The sequence below is a fragment of the Ktedonospora formicarum genome (assembly GCF_016587355.1).
GTDB lineage: Bacteria > Chloroflexota > Ktedonobacteria > Ktedonobacterales > Ktedonobacteraceae > Ktedonobacter > Ktedonobacter formicarum.
The window spans coordinates 2,725,679-2,743,091 of record NZ_BNJF01000001.1; the positions used below are offsets into that span (position 1 = coordinate 2,725,679).

The following is a 17,413-nucleotide window of genomic DNA, read 5'->3' on the forward strand; positions in this document are numbered from 1 at the left end:
GAAGTGGATGATACGACCGGTCCTGTTTGTGGATTTACCGGGAATCATCTATGCCATGAACCGACGCACACGCAGTCGGAAAGAAGGTCTAGCGAACTTTGTGTGCTGGCTGGAGCCTGTAGAGAGAGATTCGCTACCCTCACCTATCCTGCGAAATATCCTGCCGCTCACCCCCATCTCGCGAACCTGGATCTGTGAGGATCACTGGCAAGTACTCGGTTTTGCCCAGATGAACGAACGCCCATCGCGTAAAGCGTGGGACCTCTCCTATCTGGCCTCCATGCGCCATCGAAAGATCTCTAGCGAGGATGTGCTTAGTGCGTTGCTAGACTACGCGCTAGAGATGGCGGGTGCGCATGGAATATTGCGTATCTTTGCGAAGGTCGAAGATGAGGTACCGGAAGTAGACATGTTCGTGCGCAGCGGCTTCCAGCGCTACGCACGCGAGCTCACCTATGTCTATGAACCTGGCTCAACTTTACCAGAGCAAGGACAGCAGTTGAGTTCCCTCCGTAAATGGCACCGCCATTATGCGTGGGGACTACATCAACTGTATCGGGCGACGACACCACAACGGGTGCGTATGGCTGAATTGCTTGAGAGCAGTGAGGAATATGCCCGGTTGCACGTTGGCTCTCAGCGCTGGTTTCTCTCTAACAATGAGAACTATGTCTGCGACGTTGGCGTGCGTTTAGGTGCCTGGTTACGCATTTGCCGTGGGCACAGTACAACTCCACATCGCCTTTTTCTTAATGTCCATCCAGAACATGCTGAACTGGCCGAACCGCTGCTACGATTCGGCATCAGAAGGCTACTGGAAACAGACGTACGGCGCATTTACTGCCTGGTGCGCGAGTACGACTCATGCGTTATTACCGCTCTTAGAGACAGTGGATTTGAGCAGTTAGGCACCAAACTGCTGCTCGTGCGACACGTAGCGTCACTGGCTACGAGGCAAAGCACAGTCCCCCTACTAGAACAAAGAGCGGTCTATGGCTTGAAGGGCCTGGGGACGGTCAATTCGCGCCACAATTAATGAGGTGATTAAACTGCCTATGCAACATGTGGTCACTGACGATCTAGAGGCTCTGCTAGCAACCCTTCCACCTAGCATCCACGACGCGGTCAATCGGCTAGAGAACCGAAGCGAACTGCTGGAGATCGTAATGGACCTCGGGCGATTAGCCGAGGGACGCTTCCCAGAAGGTGAAGTCATCCTAAGCGATCAGCCCGTGACCTATGCTGACCTCGAATATGTGGTTGAACGCATTGGCGAATTTGGCGATGATAACCGCGCAGGGATTGAGCGCACACTCCACCGCATTAGCGCATTGCGTAACCGCAAAGGAAAGGTCGTAGGCCTAACGTGCCGTATTGGACGCGCCGTACTGGGTAGCATTGCTTTGATCCGCGACATCGTGGAACAGGGACAATCTATCCTGATTCTAGGCCGTCCGGGTGTAGGTAAAACGACACTACTACGCGAGATCGCACGCGTCCTGGCGGATGAGGCAAACAAGCGCGTAGTGGTGGTTGATACCTCAAACGAGATCGCTGGCGATGGCGATATTCCACATCCGGGCATCGGACGCGCACGCCGCATGCAGGTCGCGCGCACAGCAGAGCAACACGCGGTCATGATCGAGGCCGTTGAGAACCATATGCCTCAGGTCATCGTTATCGACGAAATCGGCACGGAACTGGAAGCAGCCGCTGCCCGCACTATCGCTGAACGTGGCGTGCAGTTAGTCGCGACCGCGCACGGCAACACACTCGGTAATCTGCTCATGAACCCCACACTGTCAGACCTGGTAGGCGGGATTCAAACCGTCACACTAGGCGATGAGGAGGCCCGCCGCCGCCATACGCAGAAGAGTATTCTAGAGCGTAAGGCTCCGCCAACTTTTGACGTCGTGGTTGAGCAGCAAAGCTGGGAAGAGGTGACAGTACATCGTGATGTCGCTGAAACGGTTGATAATATGCTGCGTGGTCAGTTTGTTGTCGCCGAAGAGCGCACCCGCGATGAGGAAACTGGGCACGTCTCGCTACGCCGTATCACTCGCACCGGCACAGATACCCCTTCAATGGGAGGTATCGGCGGTCTGGTGAATCGCAGTCAGGGCTTTACTGCCAATATGTTTGAGCAGCGTCCAGAGCGCCCAGAGCGCAGCAATAGCAAGAATGTGCGGCAGATGGAGCGCACACGACGAAACTCCAATGAGCCGCCACCTATGCCAATGCGCGCATTAGCTCCAACGGGCACATCGCCTGCTGAGGTAGCAGCTGCGCCCGTCCCGATTGTGGAGAGCGACTCCGAGGAGGAGGACAGAGCCGATGCCTTTCCGCTCAACAAGACGTTGCGCGTGTATCCATTTGGCGTCAACCGTGATCGTTTGAGCGATGCGGCACGACATCTGCGTGTTCCGGTTGTAATCACAAACAACCAGAAAGAGGCGGATGCTGTCATTACGCTCAAGAACTACTATCGCCACCAGGCCGAGCGCCTGCAATTGGCCGCTCAGGATGGCAAGCTCCTTATCATCCTGAAGAACAATACTATCGGTCAAATGCAACACGCGCTGGCTCACATCTTCGATATTCCTGCGGCTGAGACAGCAGGGGAAGAAGAAGAAGAACAAACAGCCTCTGGCGATATCCACTTCGACGATCCAACTAAGCAGGCGCTATTGGAAACAGAGGACGCGATCCATCAGGTGCTCAATAAGGGGTTGACGACGGCAGAGTTGCCCCCGGCAAACGCCCAAGTACGCCGCCTTCAGCATCAGATGGCAACTCGCTATAATCTGCTCTCCCGCAGTCGAGGCAAAGAGCCCAACCGCCGGGTGAAGATTTTCCGTTCGCGGACCTGAGAAAGTCGGTGGCAATGACCTTCCGACATATGATCTTGTGCGGGATTTTGACAGGAGGTACTTCTTACACCAGATCCTTTTTCCAGGCAGGAAAGAGATCGCGCCCAACTGGCTAAACAAGAAGTAGGCCCAACAACAAAAGCAGGCAAATGCCTAATATGATGGGAACCAGCGTGGTGAACTGGTTCCTATTTTTTGTACTGATATAGCGGGGTTGGTTGACATGATAAGATAATTCTAAAAGCTAACATTGAATGGAAGAAACCGAGGCTTGAGAACAAACCTTGAGACTGACCATCACTGAGGATGGAGGCGCGGGTATAGCGTCAGCACTGCCATGAAAGTCAAAACCTTTTGTCTACCCAGACATGGCATGTTATAATGCTCTGCAAGTCACTTGTGCAATGAGGCATAGGCAACCAGCGCATACGCGAAACCACAAAGTTCGTGGCGTGGACCTGCAAGGGCTGAAAGGAGTTGTTCATCTTATGCTCATAGACCATGACTCGACCACGGACACAACCCGTATGCCGGCCCTGGTTGAGGCAACACTACCTGTCACCATCGCGGATATCTGGCAAGCATATAAGTTCCTAAAACCTATCATGCACCACACGCCCCTGACCCCCTCTCGGACGTTTCAGCGCATGACTGGAGCCAATATCTACTTAAAAGCGGAGCACATGCAGCGCGGGGGCTCATTTAAGGCGCGGGGAGCCGCATACAAAATCTCGCGCCTATCGCCTCAACAACTCAAAGCTGGTGTAATTGCGGCGTCAGCCGGTAACCATGCCCAGGGTGTAGCTATCGCTGCCGCTCAGAATCATACCCCCTGCACAATTGTAATGCCCGAGAATGCTCCCCTGGCGAAGGTCGTGGCGACGCAAGAGTATGGGGCAACCGTCGAATTATTTGGAGCCACTTACGATGACGCCTACCAGCATTGCCTTGAGCTGCAACGGGCCAGCGGCGCAACATTTATTCACGCCTTTGACGATCCAGATGTCATCGCAGGCCAGGGAACGCTGGGTCTGGATATGCTCAACGATCTGCCAGATGCCGACGCTATCATCGTCCCCATTGGCGGCGGTGGTCTGATAGCAGGCATCGCAGTCGCTGCTCGGGCACTCAAACCCGATATCAAGATTATTGGGGTACAGGCGGCAGGCGCTCCCAGCTGCCGAGCCTCACTCGACAATGGCAGTCCAACCACCCTCACTTCAATCAATACCATCGCCGATGGCATCGCGACCAAACGTCCTGGTGAACTGACCTTCTCTATTATCAAGCAACTAGTCGACGATGTGGTACTGGTCAGCGATGAAGATATCATTCAGGCTGTGCTACTCCTGATGGAACGTAGCAAGATGGTTGTGGAAGGCGCTGGAGCTATCGGACTGGCGGCGCTCCTCAGTGGCGTGATCAAATTTCATGACCAGAAGGTGCTAGTTCCCCTCACTGGTGGCAATATTGACATCAATTTGGTAGGTCGCTTCATCGAACATGGGCTGGCGATGTCAGGCCGCTACTTTGTCATTCATACCATCCTTGATGACAGGCCAGGCGAACTTATGCGGCTACTCAATATCATTGCCGACATGCGCGTCAATGTCATCGATGTGCGCTATCAGCGCATCACTGAACGCTTGCCTATTATGCAACGTGAAGAGACAATCACACTGGAGACACGAAATCGGGCCCAATGTGAAGAGGTCTTACGCCGCATCCGTGCAGCAGGCTACATGGTGGAAGAAGCTCAGACCTTTGACGAAGATCGGATGCACGGTCGAATGTAATAATAAAAAGCTGATAGTGAGATTTGTAGGTCTCACTATCAGCTTTCCTATTTATAGCTCGATATCACAGAGGCTCGACGCGCAGCATAGCAGCGCCTTTCTGCACCACCTCGCCACTGGTCGCCACAATGGCCGTAACACGACCTGAAATCTCAGCAACTACTTCATTAAAGACCTTCATCGACTCGACGAGCGCCACAACCTGTCCGGCATGAATGACATCGCCAACGTTGACAAAAGGAGGAGTAGAGGGTGAGGCAGCAGAATAATAAACGCCCGTAAGTGGAGCGTTGACCGCAAGCGTCGTATCAGCCTTGGCTGCGCGCGGAGAGGCGGAGGGAACTCCAGCCACAGCCGCCGCAACACCTGTCACAGCTGGTGTGGAAACCAGCACCATGCCAGGATCACGACGAATAGCGATATCCAGGCCCCCTTCGGATAGCTCTAGTTCACCAATGGAACTCCCCTCCAATACCTGGATAAGCGCCTCAACTCGCTCCAACCACAACATATTCTTCTCAGTCTTCATGTGTACTACTCTTCATATCGTTTGAATATCAGGCAGGTATTGTGACCACCGAAACCGAGCGAGTTCGACATCGCAACATTCACGGTGGTGTGACGCGCCTCATTAGGCACATAATCGAGATCGCACTCTGGATCAGGATTGTGCAGGTTAATTGTGGGCGGGATAATACCTGTCAGGATACTTTGAATTGAGATCACTGACTCTACCGCACCAGCCGCACCAAGAGTGTGACCGGTCATTGACTTGGTTGAGCTCACTGCTACCTTATAAGCATGCTCGCCAAATGTGGTCTTAATAGCCTGTGTCTCCGTTCCATCATTTGGAGGAGTCGAGGTGCCATGTGCATTGATGTAGTCGACCTCATCAGGGCGAAGACCAGCCTTCTGCAACGCGCGACGCATCGCACGTACCAGGCCCTCACCACCAGGGGAAGGCGAGGTCACATGATGTGCATCACCTGTGCAACCATAGCCAACTAATTCGGCCAGAATGGTCGCACCACGCGCTTTAGCAAACTCCAGATCCTCAAGGATCAGTATGCCAGAAGCCTCACCCATGACAAAACCATCACGGGTGGCATCGAAAGGACGGCTAGCCCCCTGGGGATCATCATTGCGACGCGAGAGCGCCTTCATATTATCAAAGGCCGCCATCGAGATAGGCGTAACCGCCTTCTCAGAACCACCAGCAATCATGACCTTTGCATCACCACGACGAATAGTCTCCCAGGCTTCACCAATCGTATTCCCACTGGTGGCACAGGCGGAGACCGCAGCCCAGTTCGGACCACGCGCGCCAGTTAAAATAGAGACAATGCCCGGCGCTCCATCCACGATCATCATATTGATAAAGAAAGGGCTGATGCGGTCCGGCCCATTCTCATACAGGACCTTAAATTGATCGTGCAATGTAACTAGGCCACCAATCCCACTACCAATATACACGCCAACCTCATCGGCGATATCTTCGGTAATGGTCAGGCCAGCATGTGCCAACGCTTGACTAGTCGTGGCAATGGCTAGCTGCTCGTAAGGATCATTACGCCTGGCTTCCTTGCGATCCATATACAAGGTAGGATCAAAATCCTTAATCTGAGCAGCGAAATGAACTCGGTGGCGACTGGTATCATAAGAAGTAATCTCACCAACACCAGATTTGCCCTGACAGAGCGCCTCCCACGAGGAAGCCAGGTCGTTACCCAACGAGGTAACCAGTCCCATTCCGGTTACAACTACGCGAGACACGAAGTCACCTCCTGTAGTTACGAACTTCCGCAAACCCAGGTACGCCAACACTCCCATGTTAGACATTCCCAAATGACGAGGGCAGCGAACCCCTGGTTCACGTAAGAAGTACTATTTATCCTAATAAAGTGTGGTTTATTTCATACATTTAACGACCATCGGAAACCGTGCCACGACTAGTCTTGTACCCCCACACTCAAATCAACCAATCCCCAAAGCCTCAGCTTCCTCTTGTAAGAAGCGAGTATAAGTGTCTCCTTTAATGAAACCCTCATGGCTGAGCAAACGTTTGTGGAAGGGAATCGTTGTTGCCAGGCCCTCAATGACATACTCATCAAGCGCTCGCTGCATACGCGCAATGGCCTCATTACGCGTCTCACCCCAGACTACTAACTTTGAAAGCAGCGAGTCGTAATGAGGAGGAACCTCATAACCGGCATAAAGATGGCTATCAACACGCACACCAGGACCACCGGGAACCTGATAACGTTCTACAGTTCCAGTTTGTGGTCGGAAGTCAGCATCAGCATCTTCAGCGGTAATACGACATTCGATGGCATGTCCTCGGAACTTGATATCCTCCTGCTTGAGTTGCAAAGGAAGTCCAGACGCAATCCGAATCTGTTCTTTCACCAGATCGACACTGGTCACTAGCTCCGTCACGGGATGCTCTACCTGAAGACGGGTATTCATCTCCATGAAATAGTAGCGATTCTGCTCATCTACCAGGAATTCAAGTGTACCAGCATTGCGATAACCAATCTCCTGTACAGCACGAATGCCTTTCTGTCCGATCTCTTCACACAGCTCGCGTGGAAGAATTGGGCTCGGCGATTCTTCGAGGACCTTCTGGTTACGACGCTGGCAGGAGCAGTTGCGCTCCCCTAAATGAATGCCATGACCATAGTTATCAACCAGGACTTGAATCTCGATGTGGCGTGCCTTCTCGACATAGCGTTCGAGATAGATGCCGTCATCACGAAATGCCTCGCGAACCTCATTCTGGGCAATCGTAAAGATACGATCAAATTCGTCTGGACTCTTGATCAGGCGAATTCCACGTCCACCGCCGCCAGCCACGGCTTTCAGCATCAAGGGAAAACCAATCTCACGTGCGGCATCTTGCGCCTCAGAAAGCGTACGCAAGACAGGGGTGCCAGGAAGCGTCGGTAATCCAGCTTTTATCATCGCTTCACGCGCGGATACCTTATCACCCATGACGGACATAACGCTAGCTGAAGGGCCGATAAAAGTAATATTCACATCCTTACAGATTTCGGCAAAACTGGTGTTTTCCGAAAGAAAACCGTAGCCAGGATGAATAGCCTCTGCGTTAGAAATAAAGGCAGCACTAATGATATTGGGAATATTGAGATAACTCTTCCCACTGGGACCGGGACCGATACAGATACTCTCATCGGCACTTTGTACTGGTAATGAATCGCGGTCAGCCTCTGAATGAACAATGACACTACGAATACCCATCTCTCGACAGGCGCGAATAACACGTAGCGCAATCTCACCACGGTTAGCAATCAAAATTTTACGAAACATATAATTACAGATGAAGCAATACAGGTTCTAATATAGAACACAGGCTTCACCATACTCCTCTCCCGATAAAGCCCTTGGTGAGGGGTGATTGAGCAAATTATATCACACCAGGGAAGATAGAGCCCTGTTGTAGCTTCTGTTAGAGAGAATACAGCTTAGCCAGATGGGTCCATGAGAAAAATGGATGATGCATTAATGGGGCACGCTACATTTTTTCAAGCTGAAGGGCAACGCCGTGTGGTGTCACCCTCGTGACAAGGCTCTCAAGAGAATAGGGGTGTGAGCCCTGGGGCTTACGACCGGCGCGACCAGGCTGCCTTCGCTTTGCTGACAATCCAGCTACCAACATCGTAGAACGGGATGACCACATAGCTGATGAGAACGATCCCAAAGAGGAGAAATTGCACAAGCGCGAACCCGCCGTCGTCCCTGCGACCCAGCACACACATAATCAGTATCACGGCCAGTAACAGCGCGATGATGGCAATGATTAGAGCGGTAAGCACCATAATAGATCACATCCTAAAAACGTTGCGTCATATCCACTCTCTTTAAGATCGAGTCAAGTGTATCAAGCCCCATAGATGACACTAAACAATATCCTTTACAAACTACGATTTCGGTGTGCGCTTACGAACAATCGCAGAAAAAGAAGATTCAACTCGAATATATAGATGATACATTCTTTGCCTCTTTTGCGCAAGATTGGGATAGAACCTCATTGTGGCCTCTATTGGAGAGATACAACTTACCACTCGGAGATTCGTATGCGGAGGAATGGGTATCCTATATAGAGGAAGGAAGTTAGACAATGTTACAGGCAAGGGAGTAGAATTCCATCGTATGCTGTGCGCTAGATAAACTAGAGCGATCTGCGCGAACACTTTGTAGCACATTTGAAGGCTTCGATGATTACTAGCATGCAGAGCCAAAGCTAATGCAAGAGGAGAAGACAACATGCAGGCACAAACATCGCTTTCAACGTCTGTACAGCAAGATTTGCTTTCGGAACTCAATGACTATGTTGGGAAACTGCTGCGAGATTGGAACATCCCCGGGCTGGCACTGGCTATTGTGAAAGATGATGAGACCATCTTTGCTAAAGGCTATGGCATTCGTAAAATAGGCGAGCACAAACCAATAAGTGAGCATACAATCTTTGGTATCTCCTCGGTTACTAAGAGCTTTACAGCCGCTGCTATAGGCTTACTAGTCGATGAAGGTAAGATTGCATGGGATGATCCTGTTATCAAATATTTGCCAGATTTTCAACTCTATGATGCCTACGTGACACAGCAATTGACGCTTCGAGATCTACTTTGTGCTCGCAGTGGACTAGATGGTGGGGATTTGATGCGCGAAGGTGGCGACTTCGATAGAAACGAGGTTATTTATCGCCTGCGTTATCTTGAACCTACCCATGGCTTTCGCACTGAGCAAGGTGCTTTTACTTTTATGTATACCATAGCAGGCCAGGTTATAGCCTCGGTTACAGGTCGCCTCTGGGATTCTTTTATCAAAGAGCGCTTCTTCAAGCCATTAGGAATGAGTGCGAGTGGTACAAGCCGTACCTCAGCTCTTCATGCACGCAACGTCGCTTTCCCGCACCTCGAAAACAATGGTATCTTAGAACCATACATTTATAGCATCCCCGATAATGTCAGCCCAGGAGGTGGCATTACCTCAAACGTGCTTGATCTGGCGCAATGGTTACGGCTTCAACTAGGGAAAGGCACCTTCAAGCAAAAGCAGATACTCAGCACCGATGTTATAAACGAGCTACATACACCGCATATGATCCAACGATCATCGCTGGTAAAACTAGATCATCCTGAAGCACTCTTTGCTTGCTATGGTCTGGGCTGGTTCCTGACAGATTATCGTGGACATAAAGTCATTGACCACGGAGGGACAATGCCTGGCATGGATGCGCTGGTGGCAATGTTGCCAGAGCAGCAACTAGGTGTTGTTGTATTAGCTAATGGCTTCCAATCTCGCTGGCCCTTGATTGCTCTCAAGCAGAAAATCTTTGATAGTTTCCTGGAGCAGCCAGAACACGATTGGAGCGAAGATTTTCTACGAATGAGGCAACAGCAGGAACAACAGGTCAAGGAATGGATAGCACAGAGGCAAAAGCAGCGTGCGAACCATCGTGTTGCCAATACGCATCCCTCACTTTCACTTGAAAGATATGTAGGCGAATATGACGACACTTTCTATGGTCGGGCCTTTATCAGTAAGGAAGGTGATAAACTCACTTTTCGCTTTGGCTCAAAATACGCCGATCTGGAACACTGGCACTATGATACCTTTAAGGCCCACTGGCGCAAACCGCTTGTAGGTGACGATCTGATTAGCTTTGTGCTAGATCAGGAAGGGAAGGTGGAAGAGATGCGTGTTACCAATTTCGCGACTTTTGTTCGGGGCGAGTAAGGACCGCAGCATATATTGTGATCAAAGAGGCCGCTTGACAAGCCTGGGATAAAGTTCCATACTGTTTTCACGACAGGCCAGGGAGTCCTGGTCAACCTGGCTACATGCTATTTTCAAGATAAGCATGTACATTTCGTAGAGGAGCACAGAGAACTCATGTTTGATACTAGCAAAGTCGGCCAGAGCTTTCCTCCTTTCAGCATCGAGGTTGAACGCTGTAAACTTCGCGAACTCGCGCTCGCCATTGGCGACGATAATCCTATTTATATCAGTCGTGAGGCCGCACAGGCTGCAGGCTACCGCGATATACCTCTCCCTCCTACTGCCCCAACATTATTTAACTTCTGGGGCAATACGCATCTGAATGAGCAGTTGAGATCAACTGGATTAGAAATCGAGCGCATTCTTCATGGAGAAGAAGAATATGAGTATCTGGCCCCTATCTATCCTGGTGATATATTGACCGGAATCTCAACGATTGCCAGTGGAAAATCGCGCCAGGGCAAGGATGGCTCTTCGATGGACATCGTTACTGTAGAGACACGCTACACAAACCAGGAGCAGCAGCAAGTATTGATCGCGAGAACGATGGTTGTCGTCCGTATCCAGGCAAGCTAAATGCGAGGAAAAGGAGAAGTAAGCATGTCAACGAACGCCAGGACAACAGGCAGGCTTTATTTTGAAGATGTTCAGGTTGGAGATCAGATACCTGAACTTACAAAGGAGCCAATGACACAGCAGCGCTTGGTACGCTATGCTGGAGCCTCGGGTGATTTTAACCCTCTTCATACAGATCCAGCAGTAGGAGAAGCCATTGGCACAGGTGGAATTATAGCCCATGGCATGCTTATCATGGGTTTCGTGGGTCAATTGCTGAGTGATTATGTGGGGCCAACCGCTCTACGCAAGTTTAATGTACGCTTCAAAGGTATGACTCATCTGGGGGACATCATTACCTGTAGCGGAACCATTACAGCTAAAAATGAGGTTGATGGCGAGGCACGCATTTCGGGAAAGGTGCAAGCGGCAGACCAGAATGGTGATGTAAAGGTTAGCGGCACCTTTGTGGCAGCTCTCCCCAGAAGAAATGAAGGTTAAGTTTTCACCTCTGTTACAAAATTAATTGTAGTTTCAGACACTTGCAATTAGCTTATCTATTGAATATAGCGCCATCATTAGTGAATTAATGATGGCGCTATATTCAATGCATACACACATTCCGCCCCCAGAAAACATGACTACCTCTATAGAGATACGATGAGTCTGGACGCCCATCAAATCGCCATGAAAGACCTCTATAACATTCAGTACTCCCCCTTGACAACGCTCTCTGAGGTATGGCATACTTACCTTCGCTCCGGCGACAGGCAAACACCTTACAGAATAGTTGAGCCTGTCACCAAGGATTGCGCCACGCTAAGGTGGCTCGACACGGGATCGTTCAGATCATCTCCCCTCCCGCGCTGTACGACTGATGAGGTCGTCAGCTTTGTGTTGCCATTTTCCGGCAGCCCGCAAGGTAGGGGGTACAACAACGAATCTGAATGAGCTTCGAAAAAGTCACGAAAAAGGGGTTGACAAACCCCAAGCGATATGCGATACTACCGGAGTCGACGGCGAACGAACGAAAACAGCGGAAACGCTACTCTTGTTGGTTCTGCCCGATACAGAGAAAAAAACGCTGGCCCACCGAGGTCGGCGGGGACGACGCCCATGCTGCGTCGAGGACTCAGACGTACCTGAACAACTCAAGAGTGGAATGCAGATGGACATTGGCCCTTCTTCCAGCGCTCTCGCAAGGGAGCCATGAGAGGAAGGTACACAATCCTGTCAATTCTGCGAACAAGCAAACAAAGAAGCCAAGCACTTCTTTCAGCCTGGACGCAAACTCATTTACACCTTCGCTCATCTCCGCATGAGGTGAGTCGAGATACATTCACAACTTGAATGGCGAGTTTGATCCTGGCTCAGGATAAACGCTGGCGGCGTGCCTAACACATGCAAGTCGAACGCCCTTGGTAACAAGGGAGTGGCGGACGGGTGAGGAACACGTGGGTACCTACCCCCAGGTGAGGAATACCGGCGAGAAATCGCCGACAATACCGCATAGCCTTCGCAAGAAGGAAAGTCCTTCGGGACGCCTGAGGATGGGCCTGCGCCTGATTAGCTGGTTGGTGAGGTAAAAGCTCACCAAGGCGACGATCAGTAGCTGGTCTGAGAGGATGGTCAGCCACACTGGGATTGAGAACGGCCCAGACTCCTACGGGGGGCAGCAGTGAGGAATTTTCGTCAATGGGGGCAACCCTGAACGAGCAACGCCGCGTGCAGGAAGACGCTTTTCGGAGTGTAAACTGCTTTTCTGAGGGACGAGAACGGACGGTACCTCAGGAAGAAGCCCCGGCTAACTACGTGCCAGCAGCCGCGGTAATACGTAGGGGGCGAGCGTTGTCCGGAGTTACTGGGCGTAAAGGGCACGCAGGCGGTCCTGTAAGTCTGTTCTGACAGCTCCTGGCTCAACCGGGAGAGGCGAACGGAAACTGTAGGACTTGAGGACTTCAGAGGGACACGGAATTCCGGGTGGAGTGGTGAAATGCGTAGAGATCCGGAGGAACACCAAAGGCGAAGGCAGTGTCCTGGGAAGTACCTGACGCTCAGGTGCGAAAGCCAGGGGAGCGAACGGGATTAGATACCCCGGTAGTCCTGGCCGTAAACGATGACCACTAGATGTGGGGGGTATCGACCCCCTCCGTGTCGAAGTAAACACAATAAGTGGTCCGCCTGGGGAGTACGGTCGCAAGATTAAAACTCAAAGGAATTGACGGGGACCCGCACAAGCAGCGGAGCGTGTGGTTTAATTCGATGCAACGCGAAGAACCTTACCAGGTCTTGACATGTGGACGAAGCAGTGGTAATGCACTGTGCTCTTCGGAGCGTTCACACAGGTGCTGCATGGCTGTCGTCAGCTCGTGTCGTGAGATGTTGGGTTAAGTCCCGCAACGAGCGCAACCCCTACTGCCTGTTATAGGTTTCAGGTGGGACTGCCCGAAAGGGAGGAAGGCGGGGATGACGTCAAGTCAGCACGGCCCTTACGACCTGGGCGACACACACGCTACAATGGCCGGAGACAAAGGGAAGCGAACCCGCGAGGGGAGCCAAGCTCAGAAAGCCGGTCTCAGTTCAGATTGCAGGCTGAAACTCGCCTGCATGAAGGAGGAGTTGCTAGTAACCGTAGGTCAGCACACTACGGTGAATACGTTCCCGGGTCTTGTACACACCGCCCGTCACACCACGAAAGTCGGCAACACCTGAAGCCGCCAGGCTAACCCTTTGGGAGGCAGGCGTCGAGGGTGGGGTCGGTGATTGGGGTGAAGTCGTAACAAGGTAGCTGTACCGGAAGGTGCGGCTGGATCACCTCCTTTCTAGGGAGTCACGAGGGACCCATGAGGTCACCTCAACTTCCAGGTCGAACAGGAACCTGTGGTGCTGATGTTGAAAGCTGCTTCCACTCTTGAGCGGTTGAGCGCTTCGTCGTCCCTCTTCGTGAGGGATATGCGAGTCTCACCCGAGCACCTTGAACAACCGAACATGTTTCCTTCAATTTTGCTGAGCGAGCACGCTGTGCCTGCAGTTCTCTAGAGTGTGTTTTCACACGACGGGGAGTATCCCGCACGAGCGCTGATCGCTGACAGTGAACATGAAGACCGAATCCCAACAACAAAGGGTAGATACACACCAACAACAATTCTTCACATTCGGCGAAGAAAACGGCAAGGCAGAACAAGCGACAGAGAGTACGAGGTGGATGCCTTGGCGCTGAAGTCCGATGAAGGACGCGGAGACCGGCGAAACGTTCAGGGGGAGCTGCATCCAAGCTATGATCCCTGAGATTCCCAATGGGGCAACCCCTCCAGAGTTATGTCTGGAGACCCACCGTTGAACACATAGACGGTGTGGAGGATCGTGGGCGAACTGAAACATCTCAGTAGCCTGCGCAAGAGAAATCAACCGAGATTCCCGTAGTAGTGGCGAGCGAACCGGGACCTAGCCCAAACCATCACGTCCTCGGACGTGGCGGGGTTGTAGGACTTCCATCAACACCATACTGACCTTACTTGAAGGCATTGGAACGTGCCACCAGAGGGGTGAGAGTCCCGTAGAGGTCGGGGGCAGTACGGTGGGAAGGATCCTGAGTACCACGAGACACGTGCAATCTTGTGGGAAGCTGGGGGGACCACCCTCCAAGGCTAAAGAGCTTCAGCGACCGATAGCGAACAAGTACCGTGAGGGAAAGGTGAAAAGGACCCCGAGAGGGGGATGAAAGAGACCCTGAAACCACGTACTCACCAGCAGTCAGAGGCCACTCTTCCATGAGGAAGTAAGGGCTGATGGCGTGCCTTTTGTAGAATGATCCGGCGAGTGCATCGCACGTTGCGGGTTAACCAGCGCTAAAGCTGGGGAGCCAGAGGGCAACCGAGTCTGAATAAGGCGTGCGCGTAGCGGCGATGCGACCCGAAACCGTGTGAGCTATCCATGAGCAGAGTGAAGCGGATGTAACAGTCCGTCGAGGCTCGAACCCACCAGTGTTGCAAAACTGGGGGATGACTTGTGGATAGGGGTGAAATGCTAATCGAACACGGAGATAGCTGGTTCTCCCCGAAATGTATTGAGGTACAGCCACCCGAGAGAACTATCCTGGAGGTAGAGCACTGAGTAGGCTAGGGGCCCTGTGCGGGTTACCAACCCTAACCAAACTCCGAATGCCAGGACAGGATGCGGGTGAGTGAGACGGCGGGGGCTAAGCTTCGTCGTCAAAAGGGAAACAGCCCAGACCATCGGCTAAGGGCTCAAAATCGATGCTCAGTGTCAAAGGGGGTCAATGCGCCCAAACAGCCAGGATGTTGGCTTAGAAGCAGCCATCATTTAAAGAGTGCGTAATAGCTCACTGGTCGAGTGCAATGGCACCGACAACGTACCGAGGCTCAAGCATCGTCCCGAAGCCATGGATCTCTAGCTGAGCTAGAGATGGTAGGGGAGCGTTCCTGTGGCAGAGAAGCCAGATCGCAAGGACTGGTGGAGCGGCAGGAAGTGAGAATGCCGGAATGAGTAGCGCAATATCTGCGAGAACCAGATACACCGAATGCCTGAGGGTTCCTGGGCAACGTCAATCGTCCCAGGGTGAGTCGGGACCTAAGCCGAGGGCGTTAAGCCGTAGGCGATGGAAAGCAGGTCAGAGATTCCTGCACCGCACAGCTTCGTGATGGAGCAATGGGGGGACGCGGTAGGGAAGGTGAGCCGGTCGAATGGACAGGACCGGTGCCCAGCCAGAAGCGCGTGACCGAGGCAAATCCCGGTTGCGAAAGCGTGACTGCTGGGCCGAGCGCCCGCGAGGGTGCGGAAGTCATCGGAGCCCAGGCCGCCAAGAAAAGCCTCTCGCCAGAAGACTGTGCGCCCGTACCGCAAACCGACACAGGTAGGCAGGGGGAACTCTCCCCAGGTGATCGAGCGACCCTCTGTTAAGGAACTCGGCAAATTGACCCCGTACCTTCGGAAGAAGGGGGGCCTGAGTAGCTGTCTCTTGGTAAGACAAGAGGTGGTGAGAAGGCTGCAAAAACGAGGCCCAAGCGACTGTTTACCAAAAACACAGGTCTCTGCGAACGCGAGAGCGGAAGTATAGGGGCTGACTCCTGCCCAGTGCCGGAAGGTTACGAGGAGTGGTGAGCGTAGCCACGAATCTAAGCCCCGGTGAACGGCGGCCGTAACTATAACGGTCCTAAGGTAGCGAAATTCCTTGTCGGGTAAGTTCCGACCCGCACGAAAGGAGAAACGACTTGGGCACTGTCTCGACAGAGGACTCGGCGAAATTGAAGTACCCGTGAAGATACGGGTTACCCACGACAGGACAAAAAGACCCCGTGGAGCTTTACTACAGTTTGGCCTGGAAACGAAGTATGGTGTGCGTAGGATAGGTGGGAGCCGAGGATTTCGCCCTTGTGGGGGCGGAGGAGGCAGCAGTGAAATACCACTCTCACCATGGTTTGTGTCTCACACGCATCCGTGAGCCGGAGCGTGAACAGGGCCAGATGGGTAGTTTGACTGGGGCGGTCGCCTCCCAAAGAGTAACGGAGGCGCCCAAAGGTTCCCTCAGGGTGGATGGACATCACCCTCTCAAGAGTGTAAAGGCACAAGGGAGCTTGACTGCGAGGCAGACGCGCCGAGCAGGGACGAAAGTCGGGCTTAGTGATCCCACATTCCCGAGTGGAAGGAGTGTGGCTCAACGGATAAAAGCTACCCCGGGGATAACAGGCTTATCTTGCCCAAGAGTTCACATCGACGGCAAGGTTTGGCACCTCGATGTCGGCTCGTCGCATCCTGGGGCTGGAGTAGGTCCCAAGGGTTGGGCTGTTCGCCCATGAAAGCGGCACGCGAGCTGGGTTCAGAACGTCGCGAGACAGTTCGGTCTCTATCCGTCGTGGGCGTAGGAGAAGTGAGGGGAGTCATCTTCAGTACGAGAGGACCGAGATGGCTTGACCGCTGGTGTGCCAGTTGGGGGGCCTCCCCCAGAGCTGGGTAGCTACGTCAAGAAAGGAGAAGCGCTGAAAGCATCTAAGCGCGAAGCCGACCCCAAGACGACTTGTCCCACCTATTCTTCGGAGTAGGTCAAGATCCCAGGAAGAAGACCTGGTAGATAGGCTGCGCGTGGACGACTGGTAACAGGCGAAGCGGAGCAGTACTAATGATCGTACGGCTTGTTGCCACCAACGTGTGTATGTGTGTATGATCCTGTGTGGGAGCGGTTCTCATGGACTGCTGTGAAGGGAGAGGCGCACGTGTGGGAGGCAGGCAGGAGCGTGGCTCAGCAAAATTGAGGGAAACATGATTGAGTTGGTTCGAGGAGACAAGAGGGTTCCGAGGTCGCAGCGCGACATCGTGAACTCTTTTTTGTGTGTGAAAATACATTGTAAACACCTCTCGCCTCGTCTAGACGCC

Annotated in this window: 10 protein-coding genes and 2 rRNA genes; 8 read left to right on the forward strand and 4 right to left on the reverse strand. The window is 52.6% G+C overall.

What is annotated here, in order from left to right; translation table 11 throughout:
• The first annotated feature begins 7 nt into the window (after positions 1-7).
• The 3 genes from K3T82_RS11750 to ilvA all read left to right on the forward strand — a co-directional run bounded on the left by K3T82_RS11750 (position 8) and on the right by ilvA (position 4,666).
• On the forward strand, positions 8-1,036 hold the full coding sequence (locus K3T82_RS11750; RefSeq protein ID WP_220193644.1) for a hypothetical protein: 1,029 nt from the start codon (positions 8-10) through the stop codon (positions 1,034-1,036).
• A gap of 19 nt (positions 1,037-1,055) precedes the next feature.
• Positions 1,056-2,870: a R3H domain-containing nucleic acid-binding protein gene (locus K3T82_RS11755; RefSeq protein WP_220193645.1), complete on the forward strand. Its 1,815-nt coding sequence runs from the start codon at positions 1,056-1,058 to the stop codon at positions 2,868-2,870.
• Between the two features lie 488 nt (positions 2,871-3,358).
• Positions 3,359-4,666, forward strand: coding sequence for a threonine ammonia-lyase (ilvA, locus tag K3T82_RS11760; protein ID WP_220193646.1), 1,308 nt, complete (start codon positions 3,359-3,361; stop codon positions 4,664-4,666).
• A 64-nt stretch (positions 4,667-4,730) separates the two neighbouring features.
• Here ilvA and K3T82_RS11765 read toward each other — a convergent pair whose 3' ends face one another.
• From K3T82_RS11765 to K3T82_RS11780, 4 genes are all read right to left on the reverse strand, one after another.
• Positions 4,731-5,195 carry an acetyl-CoA carboxylase biotin carboxyl carrier protein gene (locus K3T82_RS11765; protein WP_220193647.1) on the reverse strand — a complete coding sequence of 155 codons (465 nt, stop codon included), beginning with the start codon at positions 5,193-5,195 and terminating at the stop codon, positions 4,731-4,733.
• 5 nt (positions 5,196-5,200) lie between these two features.
• The gene (fabF, locus tag K3T82_RS11770) at positions 5,201-6,439 is read right to left on the reverse strand and encodes a beta-ketoacyl-ACP synthase II (protein ID WP_220193648.1); all 1,239 of its coding nucleotides are present in this window, start codon (positions 6,437-6,439) and stop codon (positions 5,201-5,203) included.
• A 201-nt stretch (positions 6,440-6,640) separates the two neighbouring features.
• On the reverse strand, positions 6,641-7,993 hold the full coding sequence (gene accC, locus K3T82_RS11775; RefSeq protein ID WP_220193649.1) for an acetyl-CoA carboxylase biotin carboxylase subunit: 1,353 nt from the start codon (positions 7,991-7,993) through the stop codon (positions 6,641-6,643).
• A gap of 293 nt (positions 7,994-8,286) precedes the next feature.
• On the reverse strand, positions 8,287-8,502 hold the full coding sequence (locus K3T82_RS11780) for a hypothetical protein (RefSeq protein ID WP_220193650.1): 216 nt from the start codon (positions 8,500-8,502) through the stop codon (positions 8,287-8,289).
• Between the two features lie 448 nt (positions 8,503-8,950).
• On the opposite strand from K3T82_RS11780, the gene K3T82_RS11785 reads away from it, so the two are divergent.
• From K3T82_RS11785 to K3T82_RS11805, 5 genes are all read left to right on the forward strand, one after another.
• Positions 8,951-10,426, forward strand: coding sequence for a serine hydrolase (locus K3T82_RS11785; protein WP_220193651.1), 1,476 nt, complete (start codon positions 8,951-8,953; stop codon positions 10,424-10,426).
• A gap of 156 nt (positions 10,427-10,582) precedes the next feature.
• Positions 10,583-11,044, forward strand: coding sequence for a MaoC family dehydratase N-terminal domain-containing protein (locus K3T82_RS11790; protein ID WP_220193652.1), 462 nt, complete (start codon positions 10,583-10,585; stop codon positions 11,042-11,044).
• Between the two features lie 24 nt (positions 11,045-11,068).
• Positions 11,069-11,524, forward strand: coding sequence for a MaoC/PaaZ C-terminal domain-containing protein (locus K3T82_RS11795; protein WP_220193653.1), 456 nt, complete (start codon positions 11,069-11,071; stop codon positions 11,522-11,524).
• A gap of 846 nt (positions 11,525-12,370) precedes the next feature.
• Positions 12,371-13,845, forward strand: a 16S ribosomal RNA gene (locus tag K3T82_RS11800).
• Between the two features lie 356 nt (positions 13,846-14,201).
• A 23S ribosomal RNA gene (locus tag K3T82_RS11805) occupies positions 14,202-17,180 on the forward strand.
• The 16S and 23S rRNA genes sit together here, the layout of an rRNA operon.
• Positions 17,181-17,413: the final 233 nt, after the last annotated feature.